Annotated in this window: 18 protein-coding genes; 1 reads left to right on the top strand and 17 read right to left on the bottom strand. The window is 36.6% G+C overall.

The features are described 5' to 3' along the window. Window positions 1-23: 23 nt before the first annotated feature. The 4 genes from IPI65_12010 to priA all read right to left on the bottom strand — a co-directional run bounded on the left by IPI65_12010 (window position 24) and on the right by priA (window position 5,943). Window positions 24-1,787: an SLC13 family permease gene (locus tag IPI65_12010; GenBank protein MBK7442238.1), complete on the bottom strand. Its 1,764-nt coding sequence runs from the start codon at window positions 1,785-1,787 to the stop codon at window positions 24-26. 95 nt (window positions 1,788-1,882) lie between these two features. Then, a complete protein-coding gene (locus IPI65_12005) occupies window positions 1,883-2,926 on the bottom strand; it encodes a porin (protein ID MBK7442237.1) in 1,044 nt (347 codons plus the stop codon). 109 nt (window positions 2,927-3,035) lie between these two features. After that, complete coding sequence (locus IPI65_12000) at window positions 3,036-3,476, bottom strand: Rrf2 family transcriptional regulator (GenBank protein ID MBK7442236.1); 441 nt, start codon at window positions 3,474-3,476, stop codon at window positions 3,036-3,038. Window positions 3,477-3,495: 19 nt separating this feature from the next. Then, the gene (gene priA, locus IPI65_11995) at window positions 3,496-5,943 is read right to left on the bottom strand and encodes a primosomal protein N' (protein ID MBK7442235.1); all 2,448 of its coding nucleotides are present in this window, start codon (window positions 5,941-5,943) and stop codon (window positions 3,496-3,498) included. A 55-nt stretch (window positions 5,944-5,998) separates the two neighbouring features. Here priA and IPI65_11990 point away from each other — a divergent pair, with 55 nt between their 5' ends. Then, entirely contained in the window at window positions 5,999-6,700 is a 702-nt protein-coding gene (locus tag IPI65_11990) for an SDR family oxidoreductase (protein ID MBK7442234.1), read from the top strand. A 7-nt stretch (window positions 6,701-6,707) separates the two neighbouring features. Here the strand turns inward: IPI65_11990 and IPI65_11985 are convergent, their stop codons facing one another. The 13 genes from IPI65_11985 to IPI65_11925 all read right to left on the bottom strand — a co-directional run bounded on the left by IPI65_11985 (window position 6,708) and on the right by IPI65_11925 (window position 17,378). Then, window positions 6,708-6,962: a hypothetical protein gene (locus tag IPI65_11985; GenBank protein ID MBK7442233.1), complete on the bottom strand. Its 255-nt coding sequence runs from the start codon at window positions 6,960-6,962 to the stop codon at window positions 6,708-6,710. 16 nt (window positions 6,963-6,978) lie between these two features. Then, window positions 6,979-7,542, bottom strand: coding sequence for a DUF420 domain-containing protein (locus tag IPI65_11980; GenBank protein ID MBK7442232.1), 564 nt, complete (start codon window positions 7,540-7,542; stop codon window positions 6,979-6,981). Beyond that, window positions 7,535-8,188 (bottom strand): SCO family protein, encoded by a 654-nt coding sequence (locus IPI65_11975; protein ID MBK7442231.1) that lies wholly within the window; start codon window positions 8,186-8,188, stop codon window positions 7,535-7,537. Before IPI65_11975 ends, IPI65_11980 begins: the two co-directional genes overlap by 8 nt. Continuing rightward, a complete protein-coding gene (locus IPI65_11970) occupies window positions 8,172-8,774 on the bottom strand; it encodes an SCO family protein (GenBank protein MBK7442230.1) in 603 nt (200 codons plus the stop codon). Before IPI65_11970 ends, IPI65_11975 begins: the two co-directional genes overlap by 17 nt. Window positions 8,775-8,830: 56 nt before the next feature. Beyond that, window positions 8,831-9,166 carry a cytochrome C oxidase subunit IV family protein gene (locus tag IPI65_11965; GenBank protein ID MBK7442229.1) on the bottom strand — a complete coding sequence of 112 codons (336 nt, stop codon included), beginning with the start codon at window positions 9,164-9,166 and terminating at the stop codon, window positions 8,831-8,833. A gap of 18 nt (window positions 9,167-9,184) precedes the next feature. Next, the gene (locus tag IPI65_11960) at window positions 9,185-9,781 is read right to left on the bottom strand and encodes a cytochrome c oxidase subunit 3 (protein MBK7442228.1); all 597 of its coding nucleotides are present in this window, start codon (window positions 9,779-9,781) and stop codon (window positions 9,185-9,187) included. 93 nt (window positions 9,782-9,874) lie between these two features. Then, on the bottom strand, window positions 9,875-10,459 hold the full coding sequence (locus IPI65_11955; GenBank protein ID MBK7442227.1) for a cytochrome c oxidase subunit 3: 585 nt from the start codon (window positions 10,457-10,459) through the stop codon (window positions 9,875-9,877). Window positions 10,460-10,464: 5 nt separating this feature from the next. Then, complete coding sequence (cyoE, locus tag IPI65_11950) at window positions 10,465-11,358, bottom strand: protoheme IX farnesyltransferase (protein MBK7442226.1); 894 nt, start codon at window positions 11,356-11,358, stop codon at window positions 10,465-10,467. An 18-nt stretch (window positions 11,359-11,376) separates the two neighbouring features. Next, window positions 11,377-13,245: a cbb3-type cytochrome c oxidase subunit I gene (locus tag IPI65_11945; GenBank protein MBK7442225.1), complete on the bottom strand. Its 1,869-nt coding sequence runs from the start codon at window positions 13,243-13,245 to the stop codon at window positions 11,377-11,379. A gap of 28 nt (window positions 13,246-13,273) precedes the next feature. Further along, window positions 13,274-14,707, bottom strand: coding sequence for a hypothetical protein (locus IPI65_11940; GenBank protein ID MBK7442224.1), 1,434 nt, complete (start codon window positions 14,705-14,707; stop codon window positions 13,274-13,276). Between the two features lie 9 nt (window positions 14,708-14,716). Continuing rightward, the gene (locus tag IPI65_11935) at window positions 14,717-16,105 is read right to left on the bottom strand and encodes a quinol:cytochrome C oxidoreductase (protein ID MBK7442223.1); all 1,389 of its coding nucleotides are present in this window, start codon (window positions 16,103-16,105) and stop codon (window positions 14,717-14,719) included. 52 nt (window positions 16,106-16,157) lie between these two features. Then, window positions 16,158-16,835: a cytochrome c gene (locus IPI65_11930; GenBank protein MBK7442222.1), complete on the bottom strand. Its 678-nt coding sequence runs from the start codon at window positions 16,833-16,835 to the stop codon at window positions 16,158-16,160. 15 nt (window positions 16,836-16,850) lie between these two features. Continuing rightward, window positions 16,851-17,378, bottom strand: a complete 528-nt coding sequence (locus tag IPI65_11925) for a DUF3341 domain-containing protein (protein MBK7442221.1) — start codon at window positions 17,376-17,378, stop codon at window positions 16,851-16,853. Window positions 17,379-17,387: the final 9 nt, after the last annotated feature.

Genomic DNA, 17,387 nt, shown 5'->3' with positions numbered 1-17,387 from the left:
CCCTTTAGGTAAATGTTATTTTTTTATAGCGGCCATTGCATTGGAATAGCAAAATATATAATGGCAACAAGTATAGCAGTTAAAATACCACCCACTTTTACAAAGTCGACAAATTTATATTTCCCCGGTCCATACACCAAAATACACGAAGGTTCAAATGGTGTAATTAATGAAACTGAAGCCGATAACATAACAGCAATAGCATAACTGACCGGATTTACGTGTAATGTGTTCGCTGCTTCCAGAGCAACAGGTAAAACTACAAGCGCTGCTGCTGCGTTACTCATTGGTTGTGTAAGCAATACGGTTAATACCATAAATCCCAGCATTATACCCTGGGGGCCAAAACCACCAAACCAGTCAACAATTAATCCTGCAAGATATTTATCTGCACCTGAATTGCCCATAGCAGTTCCAAATGCTGTCATACCTGCAATTAACACTAATAATTTCCACTCAATTGTTTTGTAAGCGTCATCGGGTTTAACTGCACCAACCAACATACTTAATACAGCGCTGGCCATAAACGCGACAGAAACGTGCACATTAAAAAATTTAATTGAACTGATAATAATTGCGAGACAGAAAAATCCAAGTGCAAAATAACCCTTCCATAAATTTTTAACTTGTGGTTCATGTGCACTTAAAACAACTAAGTCGTGGTGATTTTTTAATTTCGTAAATGAATCATCTGAACCTTGCACTAATAACATATCACCTACTTCAATTACGATATTGTTTAATTGTTCGGTAATATTTTTTCCTTCACGGTTAATGGCAACTATTACCATTCCGTATTTTCTTCTGAAATCAATTTCGGCAATAGTTGACCCTGCTAAATCAGAACGTCCCGGAATTACCACCTCAGTTAATTTGAGTGCTTTACCATCTGCTTTATAAAAATCTAAAGTATCAGCTACGATGTCAATACCTTTTGTATTCTTTACAGCAAGTAATAGTTGCATTTTGCCTTTCACCAAAACAATATCCCCTTCTCTGAATGATACATTGGGTCCTGGTGCAAATTGTCTGTCACCACGAATTACCGCCAAAACAGTAAATCCCATTTTGCTGATATCCGAATCGTGAATTACCTGACCAATAAGTGAAGAATCTTTTAATACTTTTATCTCACTTAAGTATTCGCGAACCCCATATTCGGCAGTTAATTCGCCATTATGTCGGTTTGGTAACATACGCACACCAACCAGTGCCATATACAGCAATGTTACAATAACCATTATAACTCCGATCCAGGTAAAGTCCCACATGCCAAATTCAGCATATCCGTTTTTACCTAAATAAGCATTAACGGCAACGTTGGTTGAGGTTCCGATTAAAGTACAGGTTCCGCCTACAATGGAAGCAAAAGCAAGTGGTAATAAAATTTTTGAAAAGTTAATTCCCGATTTTTTAGCAATGGCCATTGCCGGGTTAATCATCAACGCCGTTACCGTAGTATTATTCATAAAGGCCGAAAAAGCGCTGGTAATGGTAATCATCGGCATTATTAATTTCATCTGACTCCCACCCTTCCTGTTCATCAGCTTATTGGTCCAATGTTCGAGAACACCGGATGAATCAATAGCAGAAGTAACAATAAAAATGGAGGCAAGCATGATAATAAAGTCGCTGCCAAATGGCGCAAAAGCTTCCTTATAATCAATAATTCCAAATACTACCAGCAGCAAAACTGCGGTCATAGTAACAACGTCAACCGATAGCTTTTCGGTCGAAAAGGCAATAATAGCCAATACTAACAGGGTTAGTACAATAGCAATTTCCATAAAAAATTAATAAAAGATTTTAAATTATTCTATATATTTAGTAGATATTTAAAAAGGTATTATCCAACAATTAATTTTGCCTTCCTTTTATTCAATTAAAAACCAGCCTGAAATTGAATTGCAAATAAATTGTTTTCTTTTTGTGTTTCTGCTTCTTCTAAAACAAGGTCGTATTCTAATTGAATTCTTGTGTTTTTTGTGAAGAAATAACTTGCTCCCAGAATATACTTATTTGTGATATTATCATCAACAGCTGTATTCGGATCATAATTATCTAAACGAACCACTACCTGCAATTTATCTTTAATTGGTGTATAACCTAAGGTTACGTAATAACCATTGCGCTCCAGTAAACCTAAGCTATCGCTTTTGTCAGATGCCGCAAGGTATTCACCTTCAATTAAAAAGTTTTTGTATTTATAAGAGATATTACCACCAAAACGACTTCTTGTTGCATCTACACCCGGATGAATTACAGTTTGTCCTACACCGCTTAGGTAACGACCATACAACCATAAATCTTTAACAGGAGAAATACCCAATGCTGCAGAAATATCTTTATCCTGATTGTTATCCGCAACATTAATTCCCGAACCATTGTAAATACCTAATGTATAATCTAAAAGCGGGCGTTTTGCTTCTTCTTTTCCAATACTATATTTACCACTTAACCAAAGTCCGATATCACGGCCGTTTTGGTTACCATATAAATCGCTTTCACGGAATGATAAACTATTATCAATTTGTGTTCTGCTTACTGTTAATAATGTCCATGGTGAATATAAGTTGTCGTAACATACAGGATACTTGCTTTGACCAACATTCACATTTAACCATTCGTATGGTTTGTAAACAAATGTCGCATCCAAAATTTTAGGTGTTCCGGCTAACTCTGTGTGTAAACGGTAACCAATTTTCGGAGCAATATCTCCTCTGAAATCCAAACGCGCTCTTCTTAAATCAAATGCATCAAATTTGGTTGAATCTTCAAAAAGCTGGTAACGAATATGTGTTAATCCGCGTAATTCAATTTTTTGAGAAACTTTCACATTGTAAGTTTCTACCTGTGTGCCCGATTGAGCCTTTACCCCAACCGTAATACAAAACATAACTGCTAATAGTAAAATTGTCGATTTCATAAACGTGTTTTTTTGTGCGGCACAAATATCTATATATTCTATCGAATTAGTAGAATATTTTAATACATATTTATTTTTTTAAATTGTAATGACCTGTACCGCTTGATATTTATTTAGTTTTTCGATTTACAGTGAATACTGCTTTTGGTGCTTCCATTAAACTGGTATGGTCTAAAATGGCAGCTGATGCCTCGCGCACCTGCATCATGATTTTCCTTATTTCACAGGTTTTTTCATTATCGCACTCGTCACATTTGCGATAGGCCGTTTTACTTACACATGGTATTGGCGCCAATGGACCATCCAAAACCCTCACTATTTGACCAACCGTTATGTCGTCGGGCGATTTGCTTAATGAATAGCCACCACCTTTACCCATTTTACTGTGTAATAACCCGTTTTTCTTTAATTCGAGCAGGATGAGCTCAAGAAATTTTTTGGGAATATTTTCCTCTTCTGCAAGGTCGGATATCAGGACAGGGCCTTTGCCAAATTTCTTACCTAGGTAAAACATGGCTTTTAATCCGTATTTCGCTTTTTTAGATAACATAACTTCGGCTGCAAAGATACTACATTGGGTCAACATCAATGAGGATTTCAACCCGTTTATGTGCAGGGTTTAACTGCAATTTCTCAACTTCAAGTTTAATGATGTTTTTAACAAATTCACCACTCACTCTGTTGTTAGGGTATTTAATCATGATTTCCGATAAATACTTGTTTCTGATGCGTGGGATACCTGGAATCGCAGGACCCAAAACACGTTCTCCTAACTGATTTTTCAATTCTCCACCCAACCATGCAGCCGTTTTATTTACCGTTTCTACTTTTGAATGACGTAAGGTTATCCGTATTAATCTTGTAAACGGCGGATAACCAAACTGCTGCCGCTCAGCTATTTCTTTTTTATAAAATCCCGCATAATCATGTTGCCGCACAAATTGTAATACAGGATGATTAATTGCAATGGCCTGAATCATAACTAAACCCTTCCTGTTTTTTCGGCCTGCCCTTCCACTCACCTGCGTAATCATCTGAAACGCCCTTTCTGCAGCTCTGAAATCCGAAAAATTTAATATTTGATCCGCACTTAAAATACCTACCAAATTTACATTGTCAAAATCAAGTCCTTTGGTTACCATTTGCGTTCCGGTTAATATATCAATATCACCCAACTCAAAAGCATGTAATATTTTTTCATGGCCATGTTTTGATTTTACCGTATCCAAATCTAATCGACCTGTTTTTGCGTCCGGAAATAAATATTGTAATTCATCATCTATTTTTTCGGTGCCAAATCCTTTTATGATTATTCTGCTGCTGCCACATGCCGGACAAACATTATATGTTGATGAAGTATAATTACAATAATGGCAACGTAGTTCGTTACTAAATTTATGATAAACAAGATTTACATCACAATTAATACAACGTGGTGTCCATCCACAAGCCTCACAAATTAAAAAGGGTGCATATCCCCTTCTGTTCTGAAATAATATAATTTGCTCTTTTGCATCCAGCGCATATTTCATTCTACCCACCAATGCAGAAGTAAAATGCGAATGCATTGTTTTATTTTTTTCCTCTTCTTTTACATCTGCAATCTGAATTTCAGGCATTGCCATATCAGCATACCGCTTAAACATTTTTACCAGACCAAATTTTCCGTTAACTGCCTGGAAATAAGTTTCAATACAAGGGGTTGCGGTCCCTAACACGGTTTTAGCTTTATGCAGATAGGCTAGATAAATAGCCGCATCACGTGCATGATAACGTGGAGCAGGTTCGTGTTGCTTATAGGAATAATCATGTTCCTCATCAATAATAATTAATCCTAATTCATTAAATGGTAAAAACAAAGCTGACCGTGCACCTAATATAATTTTATATTCGTTGCTCAAAACTTTTTGCCAGATCTCAATCCGTTCATTCTGATTGAATTTTGAATGATACACACCAATCTGGTTGCCGAACCTTTTTTTTAGGCGAGAAATAATTTGTGTTGTTAAAGCAATTTCCGGCAATAAATATAAAACCTGCTTCCCAGCTGTAATATATTCTTTTATTAATTCGATATATACTTCAGTTTTACCACTTCCGGTAACGCCGTGAATTAATACCGTACTTTTTTCCTGCAACAATTCACGTGTTTCGATTAAAGCCCTGGTTTGTTCCTCATTTATTACAATATCATTAATCTGGTCATTTCCATATAATTGCAATCTGCTTACCTGCTCATCGTATTCAATAAATATTTCATTTTTTACCATTGTTTTCAGCACCCCTGCACCAGCTCCTGATTTTCTCAGCAACAATGATTTTTTTACCGGATGATTATCCTGTGCCATCTGGTAATAAACCATAAGAATATTTAATTGTTTTTCATGCTTTTGCATAGCGTCAAACAATTTACTTAATTCCTTTTCTTCGTGATATTGTTTATTTAATACAACAAATTTTTCTGTTTTGGGAGTATATATTTCTTTGAGTTCTTCCTTTACATAAACAATACCTTTTTCAATCAGCGATTTTATAGTGGGCTGAATTGTTTTTTGTTGCAGAATTAATTGAATATCTTTTAATGTCAATTCTTTTTGTATCGATAATGCTTCTGCAATAATATATTCTTTATCGTCTAAAACGTTTGCATCAATATTTGCCTGCTGATGCAAAACAATAATTGTTTCGCTGCTTAGTTTGTAAGGCGCCGGTAAAGCAGCATTCATTACATCACCGGTTGAACACATATAATAACCTGCCATCCACTGCCAAAATTCGAGCTGAATTTTATTTACAATATGGAGATGATCAGGAAGTGCTATTATAAATTTTGGTGCATATCCGGCCGGCACCAGATTATGAATTTTAGCAACAATTCCGGTATAACTCTTATTTCTGAACGGCACTTCTACGCGCATCCCGGGGGTAAGCATAACTGCAAACTCCTGAGGAACAGCATACGTATAGTTTTTTTCCAACGCAAACGGCAAAATCACATCAGCAAACAAGTTATTCATTGCGGTGTAAATTGTTTTATTTTGTAAAACTATTTAAATTAAATCATTTTTAACGATGAACATCATAATTACAGGTGCTACTAAAGGAATTGGACGAGCTATTGCCGTTCATTTTGCTAAAAACGGTTTTAATGTTGCAGCCTGTGCCCGAAGCCAAGCCGATTTACAAGCGCTTAAAACCACATTAACTGATTTAAACAGTTCGATAAGTGTTTATACACAAGTTTGTGATGTTTCCATTAAATCCAATGTAGAGCAATTTGGCAATTTTTGCAAATCAGTTTTTAAAACGGTGGATGTCCTTGTAAATAATGCCGGCATTTTTATTCCGGGCAATGTGCACGACGAACCGGAAGGTACATTAGAGCAATTAATTCATACCAATTTATACAGTGCCTATTATTTAACCAGAGCTATTGTTCCGGGAATGAAAAAAAATCAGTCCGGGCATATATTTAATGTTTGTTCGGTTGCCAGTATTAATCCGTATGACGGTGGTGGTTCTTACGCAATTTCGAAGTTTGCTTTATATGGATTTTCGCAAAATTTACGACATGAATTAAAAGAGCATAAAATTCGGGTTACTTCAGTTTTACCGGGAGCTGTTTTAACTGAAAGCTGGAAAGGAACCGATTTACCTGAGTCCCGTTTTATTGATGTTGAAGATGTTGCTACCTTGATATATAATGCCTGGGCAGTTTCAAAAAGAACTGTGGTGGAAGAAATACTGATACGACCTATGGAAGGTGATTTATAACCGGAAATTAAGACTGGTAATTTCCTTCTGACTTTTTACGTTTGAAGTTTCTATACCATAAATAGCCAATTACCGCAAATGCCAGATAAGGCATTACCAACAGATAGGCAATCCCGGTATTGAGTGTTGAACTTTGTAAATTCCCGTCACGGGCACCTTCTTCTGCAGATGCTTTACACATAGCACATTGTGCACTTAAATCACTGCTTAAAAAAGTGAGTAAAATCAAAACTGTCAACGTTAAAACGATACGAAGTTTCATACTGCAAAGTTAATCATTAATGCGGATAATAAGGCGCAATCATATAATAAACCACTACACCAGTTACGGCAACGTAAAACCACAAAGGCCAAGTTATTTTAGCAATTTTTCTATGTTTATCAAATCTGGAAGCTAAACCACGTGAAAGGGTTATTAATATCAGTGGCATGATTAAAGCTGCCAAAACAATATGACTCAATAAAATCACGTAATATATGTTTTTAATGCCTGCAATTGCAGCACTTTCTTCTGCACTCACGGTGCCATCAAAATTAGCATCCCCAAACAAAGTACTGTCAGCAGCGGAATGATACAATACATATGAAATTAAAAACAAGGCAGAAGTTGAAAAAGCTGCCAGCATTGTTAATTTATGTGCTTTTATGTTTTTAGATTTAATGAAATATAATCCTGTAAGTAATAAAACGGCAACAACTGAATTTAATATTGCATGAAATTTTGGCAAGAAGGAAACATCAATGTTGAGATGTAATGCCGGAGTATAAAATAAAATTGCAACTAAAACCGGAACTGCAACTGAAATAGCTACAATAATTCTATTAGTTAATTTTTCATTCATTTTTTTCGCCTTTAAAAACCAGATAATTTATATCCTGCACTAATGCCTGCATTTGAATCGAGTCGGTGCCTTTATAAAACCCGCGAATATTTCCACTTTTATCTACCAGTGTAAATTTATCGGAATGGCCTGAAAACGAACCGTCACCACCTTTAACAATTGTAAAGAAACCATGTTCACCCAAATCGAAAATTTCATCTTGGTCGCCTTGCAAAAAATGCCATAGTGTATCATTTGCCTTATATGAATCTGCGTATGATTTCAAAACCGGAACTGAGTCGTGCTCAGGGTTTAGACTGAACGACAGGATTTTAAATTTTATCCCTGAATTCAATGAATTTTGAACATATGATAAATGTCTGGTTGTAACCGGGCAATAACCTTCACATTCGGTATAAAAAAAATCGGCAACAAAAACAGTTCCTTCCACATCTGCTTTAGTGAAGGTTTTACCATTTTGGTCTACACATGTGAAATCAGGAATATGATTTAATGAGTCGCGTAAATAAGAAGAATGCTGATATGATTCCTTTACCTTATTCAAATTATCCTGCTTATCGGCATAAGGCAGGTAAATAAAAATAATAAATAAAATAAATGCGACTCCGGTAACGCCGGCAATAATCAGATTATTTCTCTTGTTCATCCAGGTCCAATTTATTTACGAGATAAAGAATATCGTTATATAAATCGTGAAACTGTTTTTCATCGAGCGGATCATACGCTCCACGCAAATAGCCATCACCATCTACAAGATATACTAACTGCGGACAAAGGCTATCAGTTTCATTTATGCCTTGTTTTTCGAAAGTATTTTTGCAAAATGTGTGTAATTGTAAAGATGTAGTTCCTGTATCACCAACAAAATGCCAGATTTCTCTTGCTGCATATCGTTCAGCCATGGTGCGGAGCTGGTCGGTTTTATCGGTTTCCGGTTGTAAAGTATGTGTTAAAAAACGAAGTGCTTTTGTTTTGCCGTAGTAGTCTTCCTGTATTTCAAAAAGTTTACGTTCGCGTGCATCATTTGAAGTTCCGCAGCTATAGGATGCAAAATCTAAAACGCATACTTTATCAAGCATGCGTTTTTTAGTTATCGTATCACCTCGGTGTGAAATTGTAAAGTAATCGGGAATTGGAAACTGATCGACCTCTACTAACCTATCGCTGGCCGGAGCTTCTTCCCTTATTTTAAATCCTTCCTTTAAAAAAAGTACCGAAAATAAAGGGAGCACAACAATTATTGTGAGCATTACGATTGCCCAAACGCGCCCCCGTTTGTTTACCATGATTATTTAAGTATCTGCCACGATTCTTTTAAACTCAGCCAATATCCACCTTCCCATAAGAATGCAATAATACCCCAAACCAAAAACAGGAATGGCGCCAAAATACTTACTGCCATTGCCTTTAACTCATATTTTAAGTGCATAAATTCACTCATAATATAATAGGCTTTAGCTGCACTCAAAATGATGAACAATGCATTCAACCACCATCTTGGACTACCTTCCATGTATTTCCAGTGAATGAGTGCTGCAGCAATTTCAAATAAAGTAACAAATCCAAGCAGATAACATATCTGCCATACCTTTTTTATTTTTTCTGCATGCGTTGCGTTAGACATATCTTTAATTTAAAATTTTTATAATAAATAAAATGCTAGGAATACGAATACCCAAACTAAATCTACAAAGTGCCAGTATAATCCTAATTTTTCAATCATTTCATAATGACCTCTGCGTTGGAACACGCCTCTGTAAGTTTGAATAAATGCCCATGTATTTAAACATACCCCAACACTAACGTGGAACCCGTGGAAACCGGTAATCAGGAAAAACAAGGCTCCGAAAGATGCTGCTCCAAAAGGATTATGTATTAAGGTTTGTCCTTCTTCAATTAAATGCGACCATTCAAAAGCCTGACTGCCCACGAATGTTAAACCACCTAAAATGGTGAGGAACATCCAGAACAACACCCCTTTGCGGTTCATTTCATGTCCTTCCTGCACGGCTCTTACCATGGTAACTGAACTAAAAATCAGTGTAAAGGTCATGAAGGTTACGAATGCCAGCGGAACGTGTGCATGTGTAAACGGAAGTGAACTAAACACTTCGTTTGGATCAGGCCAGCTATGAAGATTTCCTTCAACGTGAGCCGGGTGACTCATCCTGATTGCACCGTATGAAATTAATAAGCCGGCAAAAGTAAAAGTATCGCTGATGAGGAAATACCACATCATCACTTTTCCATAACTTACCCGAAACGGTGAATCACCGCCGTCCCAGAGTTCTTTTGCATTCGTTTTAGCAACTGCTTCCAAAATTGTATAATTTTATCTGTTCAATAAAAAGAAAAAATAAAGATAAACCCATAAAAAATCGACAAAATGCCAGTAAGTGGTCATTACTTCGATATTAATGGTATTGGTCTTCATTAATTCAGATTCGTTGGTATTTAATTTAGTAAACGACCTGATAGCAAAAACCATCAAAGCGATTACACCGCCGGCAACATGCACAAAATGTGCTCCGGAAATAACATAAATAAATGATCCTGCAACGTTAGAGGTAAGTCCAACTCCCTGAGCTACCAGCGTATTCCAACCTTGAATTTGTAAGGTTAAAAATGCTGCACCCAAAATAAATGCAGTAACAATAAATCCTCTGTATAAATTAAGTTTCCCTTTTTTGAATGCCAGGTATGCAGCATGCATAAAAAGACTACTTATTACAATTACAATAGTTGCTGTTGTAAAAATGGATGGCAAATGGATATTTTCCCAACTGCGTGTATCTCCTTTTTTAACAACATAAGCACTGGTAAATGCAGCAAATATCATCACCATCGAAACGATGCCTATCCACAAGTTAAACTTGTATGGATGAACAATAAACCGTTTATGAATTGATGTTGCCATAATTTTTAAATCTGATCAACCAATAATGCTATTAACACAATTGGTAAATATAAAAAAGAACCAAACATTAAACTGCGCGCATCTTTTGTTTCACAGCTTCTGAATAGTTTAAGTGTTTGTAATAAAAATAATATTCCTGTTATGAATACAATTAATGCCGAAACCCAACCTGTATATCCTAAGAAATACATAAGTAAACTTACCGGAATTAATAATATGGTATAAATGACAATATAAATTGCCGATGTTTTTGATTTACCTTTTACCGAAGGCAATAAATGAAATCCGCCTTTGGCATAATCTTCAGCTGCAACCCAGGCAATTGACCAGAAGTGTGGGAATTGCCATACAAACTGAACTGAAAATAATAATATCGCTAAATCGTTAATACCGCCCATTGCTGCAGCACAGCCAATAAGTGGTGGCATAGCTCCGGGAAATGCGCCAATAAATACAGCAACCGGAGAAACTTTTTTCATTGGCGTATATAAAAACGCATAACTAATTAATGACAATGCACCCAGCAAAGCACTCAATGTATTAAACCAAACCCATAAAATAGCGATACCTGAAACAGCCATTAAACCGGCAGCAATAATTGCTTCTGTTGCCTGCATTCTGCCTGCCGCCAAAGGACGATCAGCAGTTCTGGTCATTAACTTATCGGTATCCGATTCAATTATCTGATTAATTGCATTCGATGCAGCAGTAATTAAAAATCCACTTGCTAAAAATAAAAAGAACGATGATTGTTCGCCACCGGCAAATAAATATCCTATACCGGCACTAAATACCACAATAAAACTCAGCCTGAATTTTACCAGCATGTGGTAATCTTTCAGTTTAGCCGTTACAGCTTTGCCAAAGTTTTGTTTAGATATAGAAGTGTCTTTACTCATAATTTATTTACAAACAGATTATGATTTCATATCGTTATCGGTAATAATGTGATCACCATCCATTTCATCGCCATGTTCACCGTGTTCGAGTTCATATTGCGTTAATGGCTCGGTTTGAGGAATAAATTCTCTTCCGTGTTTATTATAGTCATAAGGCCAACGGTGAACTTCAGGAATATCGCCTTCCCAGTTTCCGTGTCCAGGACGTAAAGGTGTTGTCCATTCTAATGTATTTGCATTGTAAGGATTTAAATCTCTTACTTTTCTTCCGTACCAAATGCTATAGAAGAAATTGAATACAAATAATAATTGTAATGCAAATGAAATAATTGCCATTGTTGAAATAAACATATTCAATGATTCGAATCCACTGAAAGTTTCGAAACCTGAGTGTGTATAATAACGACGAGGTAATGCAATTTCAAAGTGCATTGGATAAAAAATAAGATACGCAGCTGCGATGGTTCCCCAGAAGTGAATGTATCCTAAAGTTTGGTTCATATATCGTCCAAACATTTTTGGGAACCAGTGATAAATACCGGCAAACATTCCGAAGAAGGCTGCAACACCCATTACAAGGTGGAAGTGAGCCACCACAAAGTAAGTATCGTGTAAGCGAATATCGATAGATGAGTTACCCAGGAAAATACCTGTTAAACCACCGGAAATAAATAATGAAACAAAACCAATTGCAAACAACATTTGCGGATTTAGTCGGATATCGCCCTTCCAAAGTGTTGTTAACCAGTTAAATACCTTAATTGCAGAAGGCACCGCAATAATCAGTGTAAAGATTACGAAAATGGAACCAATGAACGGATTTAAACCGGTCATGAACATATGGTGTGCCCAAACAATAAATGATAATACGGTAATTGCAAGTAATGAATAAATCATCGCCGTATAACCAAAAATTGGTTTTCTTGAATGCACGGATAATACTTCCGAAACAATACCCATCGCAGGGAGGATAATGATATACACCTCAGGGTGACCAAGGAACCAGAATAAATGCTGATACAAAATCGGACTACCACCTGAATTAGCAAGCGGCTCACCGGCAAGGTTAATTGCATCGAGATAAAAACTTGTTCCCAAATTACGGTCGAACAACAATAAAACTGCTGCAGATAATAATACAGGGAAAGATAATACCCCGATTACTGCTGTTAATAAAAACGCCCAGATTGGTAATGGTAATCTGAACATTTTCATACCTTTCGTGCGCAGGTTAATTACAGTTGTAATATAATTTAAACCACCTAATAAGGCAGAAACGATAAATAAAGCCATTGAAATTAACCAGTAATCTACCCCAACAACGCTACCAGATGAAGCATCTTTTAACGCGTTAAGGGGGGGATAGGCTGTCCATCCACCTGATGCAGGACCGGTTGCAAGGAAAAACGAAACAAACATTACAGCACCTGAAATAAAGAAAAACCAATAGGATAACATATTGATAAATCCGGAAGCCATATCACGCGCACCAATCATCAAAGGAATTAAGAAGTTGGAAAAAGTACCACTTAATCCGGCGGTTAATACGAAAAACACGAGGATAGTACCGTGCATTGTAATTAATGCATTATAAAATTCAGGTGCAATTTGTCCGTTTTCGGTAATCCATTTTCCTAAAACAGGTTTTAACCAGCTTAAATCAGCATCCGGATAACCTAATTGGATACGGAATAATACAGAAAGCAAAGCTCCTACTATAGCCCAGAAAATACCTGTAATCAGAAATTGTTTAGCGATGGTTTTGTGATCTTCGCTGAAAATGTATTTCCGGATGAAACTTTGATGGTGGTGGTGATCATCGTGATGATCATGACCATGTCCATGCGTGTCTACATGCGCGGTATGAGTTGAAGTTTGTACTGACATATCTTTCTATTTTCTTTCCGTCAATTTATTAATTACCAATTGTAACAGTATCAACAATACCTGTTGATGCATTTGCAACAATAGCAGTATCTGCTACAGGAGCTGCAATTTTTGGAGCATATTTACTTACTCCGTTTTCCAGTAATAAAGTGCTGTAAACCTGACTCCATTTACTTGGTTGAGCGGCAATCCACTTTTCATAATCTTCAGGTGAATCAACAACCAAATTATATTTCATCGCACTATGTCCTGTTCCACATAATTCGGCGCAGGCAATTTCATAATTAAATTTCGTCCATCTTGGTACATCATCACCTTCTTTTATCTCCTGCCATGCTTCATTTTCACTCAATTCCTGACGTTTATCAGCAGTTGTAACAAGCGGTGTAAATTTAAATGATGTTGGCATCCCGGGAACCGCATCCATTTTTACATCCATATGCGGAACATAAAAATTGTGTAGTACATCGAGTGCGGTAATTTTAACATATACCTGATTATTTACAGGAACATGCAATTCACTTGGCATTGGATCATCATAACCCCAGGTAAATTCTTCAGCATGTGCTGCAATATATTCTTCAGTATATTTTGTTGTAATTCTTGTAAATGCTTTTTCGCGAATATCAATTTTAGATGGAATTTTTTTCAATTCTTTTTCTAAATCAGCAATTGTATCTTGCGTTGCAGCAACACGATATTTGTTAGCAGAGTTGTTAACTACATCGTAATAGCCTGCTAATAAGTCGTTTATTTCTTTTTCGCGTTCCTGTAATTTTACGATTTCACCTTTTTGATTCAGTTTTTCACTACCCTTTAAGGTAATTTTTCTGTGTTCAATCCATTCTCTTGTAACAATACCGAGTGGATTATCTGCACAAATTAAATCGTTGTCACGTGGCCCTAATTTACCATCAGGTCCAGTATAACGACTTGTCCAGAAAAATTGCTGGCCGGTCATTTCAATTGTAATGGCATCCTCTTTCGGAGCACCCATAATATCTGTCCATGCCTGTAATCCAAAAACCACCAGTCCGGTTAATACAATGGTAGGAATAACGGTCCAGATGAACTCTAATTTATTACTGTGTGCAAAGTGCACTGCTTTATTACCCGGACGATTTCTGTATAAATACACGAAAACGAATAATAATACATTCGTAATCACAAATACGATACCTGTCACCCAAAGGGTAATCACAAACATTCTATGAATGGTTCGCCCATTATCCGAAGAGTGATGGTCAACCATCCTGTCCTGATAATGCCCGAATGACCAGAAAAATCCAATCATACCAAGAATCATAAATATCATCCCCAGAATGGAATGTAATTTGGTCATTTCCACTGTTGTGCGTTCACCACCTCGTAATTGTCCAACGAGGTCAAGGGTTCTTGTTACCTGGAACAAGACCACAACAATCATAACTATTGCAATAAATATCAACCAACCGGTAGCCATTGTATAAATTTATATGTGATGATCAAGACTTTCTCTGTATAACGGATGCTTTTGAGGCACCAGTGATGCTTTAGCGAGCTCACCAAAAACGATGTATAAGAACAACCCTGCAAATGTTAAAAACATTCCAATTTCGAGTAATCCGATTCCCCATTCTGAACCAACTGTAGGAGGCATTATCATCAGGAAGAAATCCAACCAGTGTGATAATATCATTACAACTGAAACTGTTGCTAACACATTTAAGTTTCTTTTCGCATCTCTGCGTAATAAAACTAGGAATGGGAACAAGAAATTAATGATAAGGTTTGCGTAAAAAATGTATTTGTAATTTGTTCTGGCGCGATCTAACCACCAACGTGTTTCTTCCGGAATATTACCATACCAGTATAACATAAACTGGCTGAACCATAAATATGTCCAAAATACGCTGAACGCGAAAATATATTTACCTAAATCGTGTAAATGGTTTTCATTTAATTCTTCCATATACCCTTTGCGTTTCAGGTAAATCAGAATTAAAACTATTGTAGAAAGAGAAGCAACCCAAAGTGATACGAAATTGTACCAGCCAAACAGGGTGCTATACCAATGTGGGTCAAGTGACATCACCCAGTCCCAAGCCATTGTTGAACTACTTACAGCCCAAATAATTAAAAAGATAGCAGACCAGAATTTAGTGCGTAAAAACCAGTGGTTGGTACCTTCAATATCTTCTTTAAGAGAAAATTTACGTAAGGTAATTGCAACACCAACCCACAATAATAAATATACCAGTGAGCGTATTGTCCAAAACGTTTTATTTAAATAACCACTTTTTTCATCAATTAATCTGTCATAATGCGGATTTTCCACCATTCCGTTTGCATCGGCAACTAATTCTGCTTTTGGTTCTTCATGATGTTCAACATGTTCTGCTTTTCCATCATACTGGAATGCCTGCCAGGTGCGTGAATAATCTTTATTGTGACCTTCTTCACCACCTTCGGCTAATAATTCAGCATCGTATTCTTTTAATTCTTCAAGTGTAACTTGTTTTTCCTGAACAAACTGATTATCCCAATGGTGATATAAATGATGATAACCTGCCCACAAACCCACAATTACAACTAACATCAACACTGCACCATATTTTGAGAACTGACTCATAGCCTCAGGAACGCGTTTGATAGTGATATGCCATCCTGACATTGCAATCTGGTGTGCGGCTAAAAAGAAAAGCGCCAGCACAGAGATGCCTAAAAACATTATGGTATCCAACAGGTAATTAGACCAGAAACGATCCATTGATGCACCTGTAACCATTCCAACAACTGTAAGCACAACCCCTGCAATAAGTAATCCGAGGAAAGTGGTTTTCAGTTTAGAAGTATATTCGAATTTGTTTGAGCCGTTCATGCTTTTGTTATTTGCTTGGTATTAATTCGAAAGCGTTAATATCTTGATTAAATTAATTTGTTTTTGTTGTGTCGTTAGCTGCTGTCGGAGCTTGTGCTGCTGCATACTCAGCCTGTAAATATTTTACATAAGTTACAACTTTCCAACGTTCTTCTTTTGATAATGCATAAGCATATGATTGCATAGCGTTTCTACCGTAGGTAACTGAATGAAACATAGTTCCTTCTGTCATAGCCATATACATCGGGTCGAAATAATTAGGCGGAATTGCTGTGTATTTGCCTTCAGTAACAATATAACCTTTTCCGTCACCGGCAGTACCGTGACAAACGGCACAATAAATATCGAAATAGTATTTACCCTGTGCTACAACTTCTTTATCGTTGATGGTAAATGGGTTTTTCACTTCCAAAGCAGCGCGGGCATAACCTTCTGGGGTATTCGGCAGATTATACGGCAGGTTTAAAGCCATCGTTAAACTGTCTTTATGAGTTCCTGCAATTGGATTTCCAACATAAGGTACAGTTCCTGCAACTGGCGTAATAGCACTCATGCCATTTGGCATTTCGGGCATCATACTATAGGTTTCATAAGCTCTTGAGTAACTCATATCCCAGGTATATGAATCACCTGTGTAGTTACCACCTGCTTTTTTACAAGATGTAAATACAAGAGGCAATGCAAAAATTATTGCCGCTGTTTTTAAATATTTTGATATACCCATTTTCATAAGATATTTATGGTATTATAATTCTTTTTCGTGAACTTCAACTGCGCCACTTGCGGTTAAAACTTTTCTGATTTCATCTTTTTTCTCAGATGAAGTATGGTCATCTATTTCAAATGTCATTGCAAATAAGTGACTTGTTGTTCTTTCATCTACAATTTCCGGTTTAACACCTGGAGCAAGTCTGTTTAAATACAAATAAGTTAAAAACATACCTACCGAAGCAAACAACACGGTTAACTCAAATGTAATTGGAATCCAAGCCGGTAATGATAAATATGGTTTACCACCATAGTTAATCGGGTAATTACTGGTTGTAATCCATAAAATAAATGAGAGTGCAGTTGTAGTACCTGTAGCACCAAAAATAAAACCGGCACTGTGCAGGCGAGTCATTCTCAATCCCATTGCATCGTCGAGTCCGTGAACCGGAAACGGTGTATAACAATCGTGGATTTTAAGGCCCTCTGCGCGCACTTTTTTAACTGCATCGATCAATACAACTTCATCGTCATATAAACCGTATATTATTTTTTTATTTGCCATTTTGCAAAT

This window comes from Bacteroidota bacterium (assembly GCA_016706255.1).
Taxonomy (GTDB): Bacteria; Bacteroidota; Bacteroidia; order Chitinophagales; family BACL12; genus UBA7236.
Note: the sequence above shows the minus strand (reverse complement) of the source record. Positions and strands in the feature narration are given on the sequence as shown.

Excerpts from the sequence above, each read along its gene's own strand:
- IPI65_12010 (MBK7442238.1), bottom strand. The coding sequence starts at position 1,787 with ATGGAAATTGCTATTGTACTAACCCTGTTAGTATTGGCTATTATTGCC.
- IPI65_12005 (MBK7442237.1), bottom strand. The coding sequence starts at position 2,926 with ATGAAATCGACAATTTTACTATTAGCAGTTATGTTTTGTATTACGGTT.
- IPI65_12000 (MBK7442236.1), bottom strand. The coding sequence starts at position 3,476 with ATGTTATCTAAAAAAGCGAAATACGGATTAAAAGCCATGTTTTACCTA.
- priA (MBK7442235.1), bottom strand. The coding sequence starts at position 5,943 with ATGAATAACTTGTTTGCTGATGTGATTTTGCCGTTTGCGTTGGAAAAA.
- IPI65_11990 (MBK7442234.1), top strand. The coding sequence starts at position 5,999 with ATGAACATCATAATTACAGGTGCTACTAAAGGAATTGGACGAGCTATT.
- IPI65_11985 (MBK7442233.1), bottom strand. The coding sequence starts at position 6,962 with ATGAAACTTCGTATCGTTTTAACGTTGACAGTTTTGATTTTACTCACT.
- IPI65_11980 (MBK7442232.1), bottom strand. The coding sequence starts at position 7,542 with ATGAATGAAAAATTAACTAATAGAATTATTGTAGCTATTTCAGTTGCA.
- IPI65_11975 (MBK7442231.1), bottom strand. The coding sequence starts at position 8,188 with ATGAACAAGAGAAATAATCTGATTATTGCCGGCGTTACCGGAGTCGCA.
- IPI65_11965 (MBK7442229.1), bottom strand. The coding sequence starts at position 9,166 with ATGTCTAACGCAACGCATGCAGAAAAAATAAAAAAGGTATGGCAGATA.
- IPI65_11960 (MBK7442228.1), bottom strand. The coding sequence starts at position 9,781 with ATGATGTGGTATTTCCTCATCAGCGATACTTTTACTTTTGCCGGCTTA.
- IPI65_11955 (MBK7442227.1), bottom strand. The coding sequence starts at position 10,459 with ATGGCAACATCAATTCATAAACGGTTTATTGTTCATCCATACAAGTTT.
- cyoE (MBK7442226.1), bottom strand. The coding sequence starts at position 11,358 with ATGAGTAAAGACACTTCTATATCTAAACAAAACTTTGGCAAAGCTGTA.
- IPI65_11945 (MBK7442225.1), bottom strand. The coding sequence starts at position 13,245 with ATGTCAGTACAAACTTCAACTCATACCGCGCATGTAGACACGCATGGA.
- IPI65_11940 (MBK7442224.1), bottom strand. The coding sequence starts at position 14,707 with ATGGCTACCGGTTGGTTGATATTTATTGCAATAGTTATGATTGTTGTG.
- IPI65_11935 (MBK7442223.1), bottom strand. The coding sequence starts at position 16,105 with ATGAACGGCTCAAACAAATTCGAATATACTTCTAAACTGAAAACCACT.
- IPI65_11930 (MBK7442222.1), bottom strand. The coding sequence starts at position 16,835 with ATGAAAATGGGTATATCAAAATATTTAAAAACAGCGGCAATAATTTTT.
- IPI65_11925 (MBK7442221.1), bottom strand. The coding sequence starts at position 17,378 with ATGGCAAATAAAAAAATAATATACGGTTTATATGACGATGAAGTTGTA.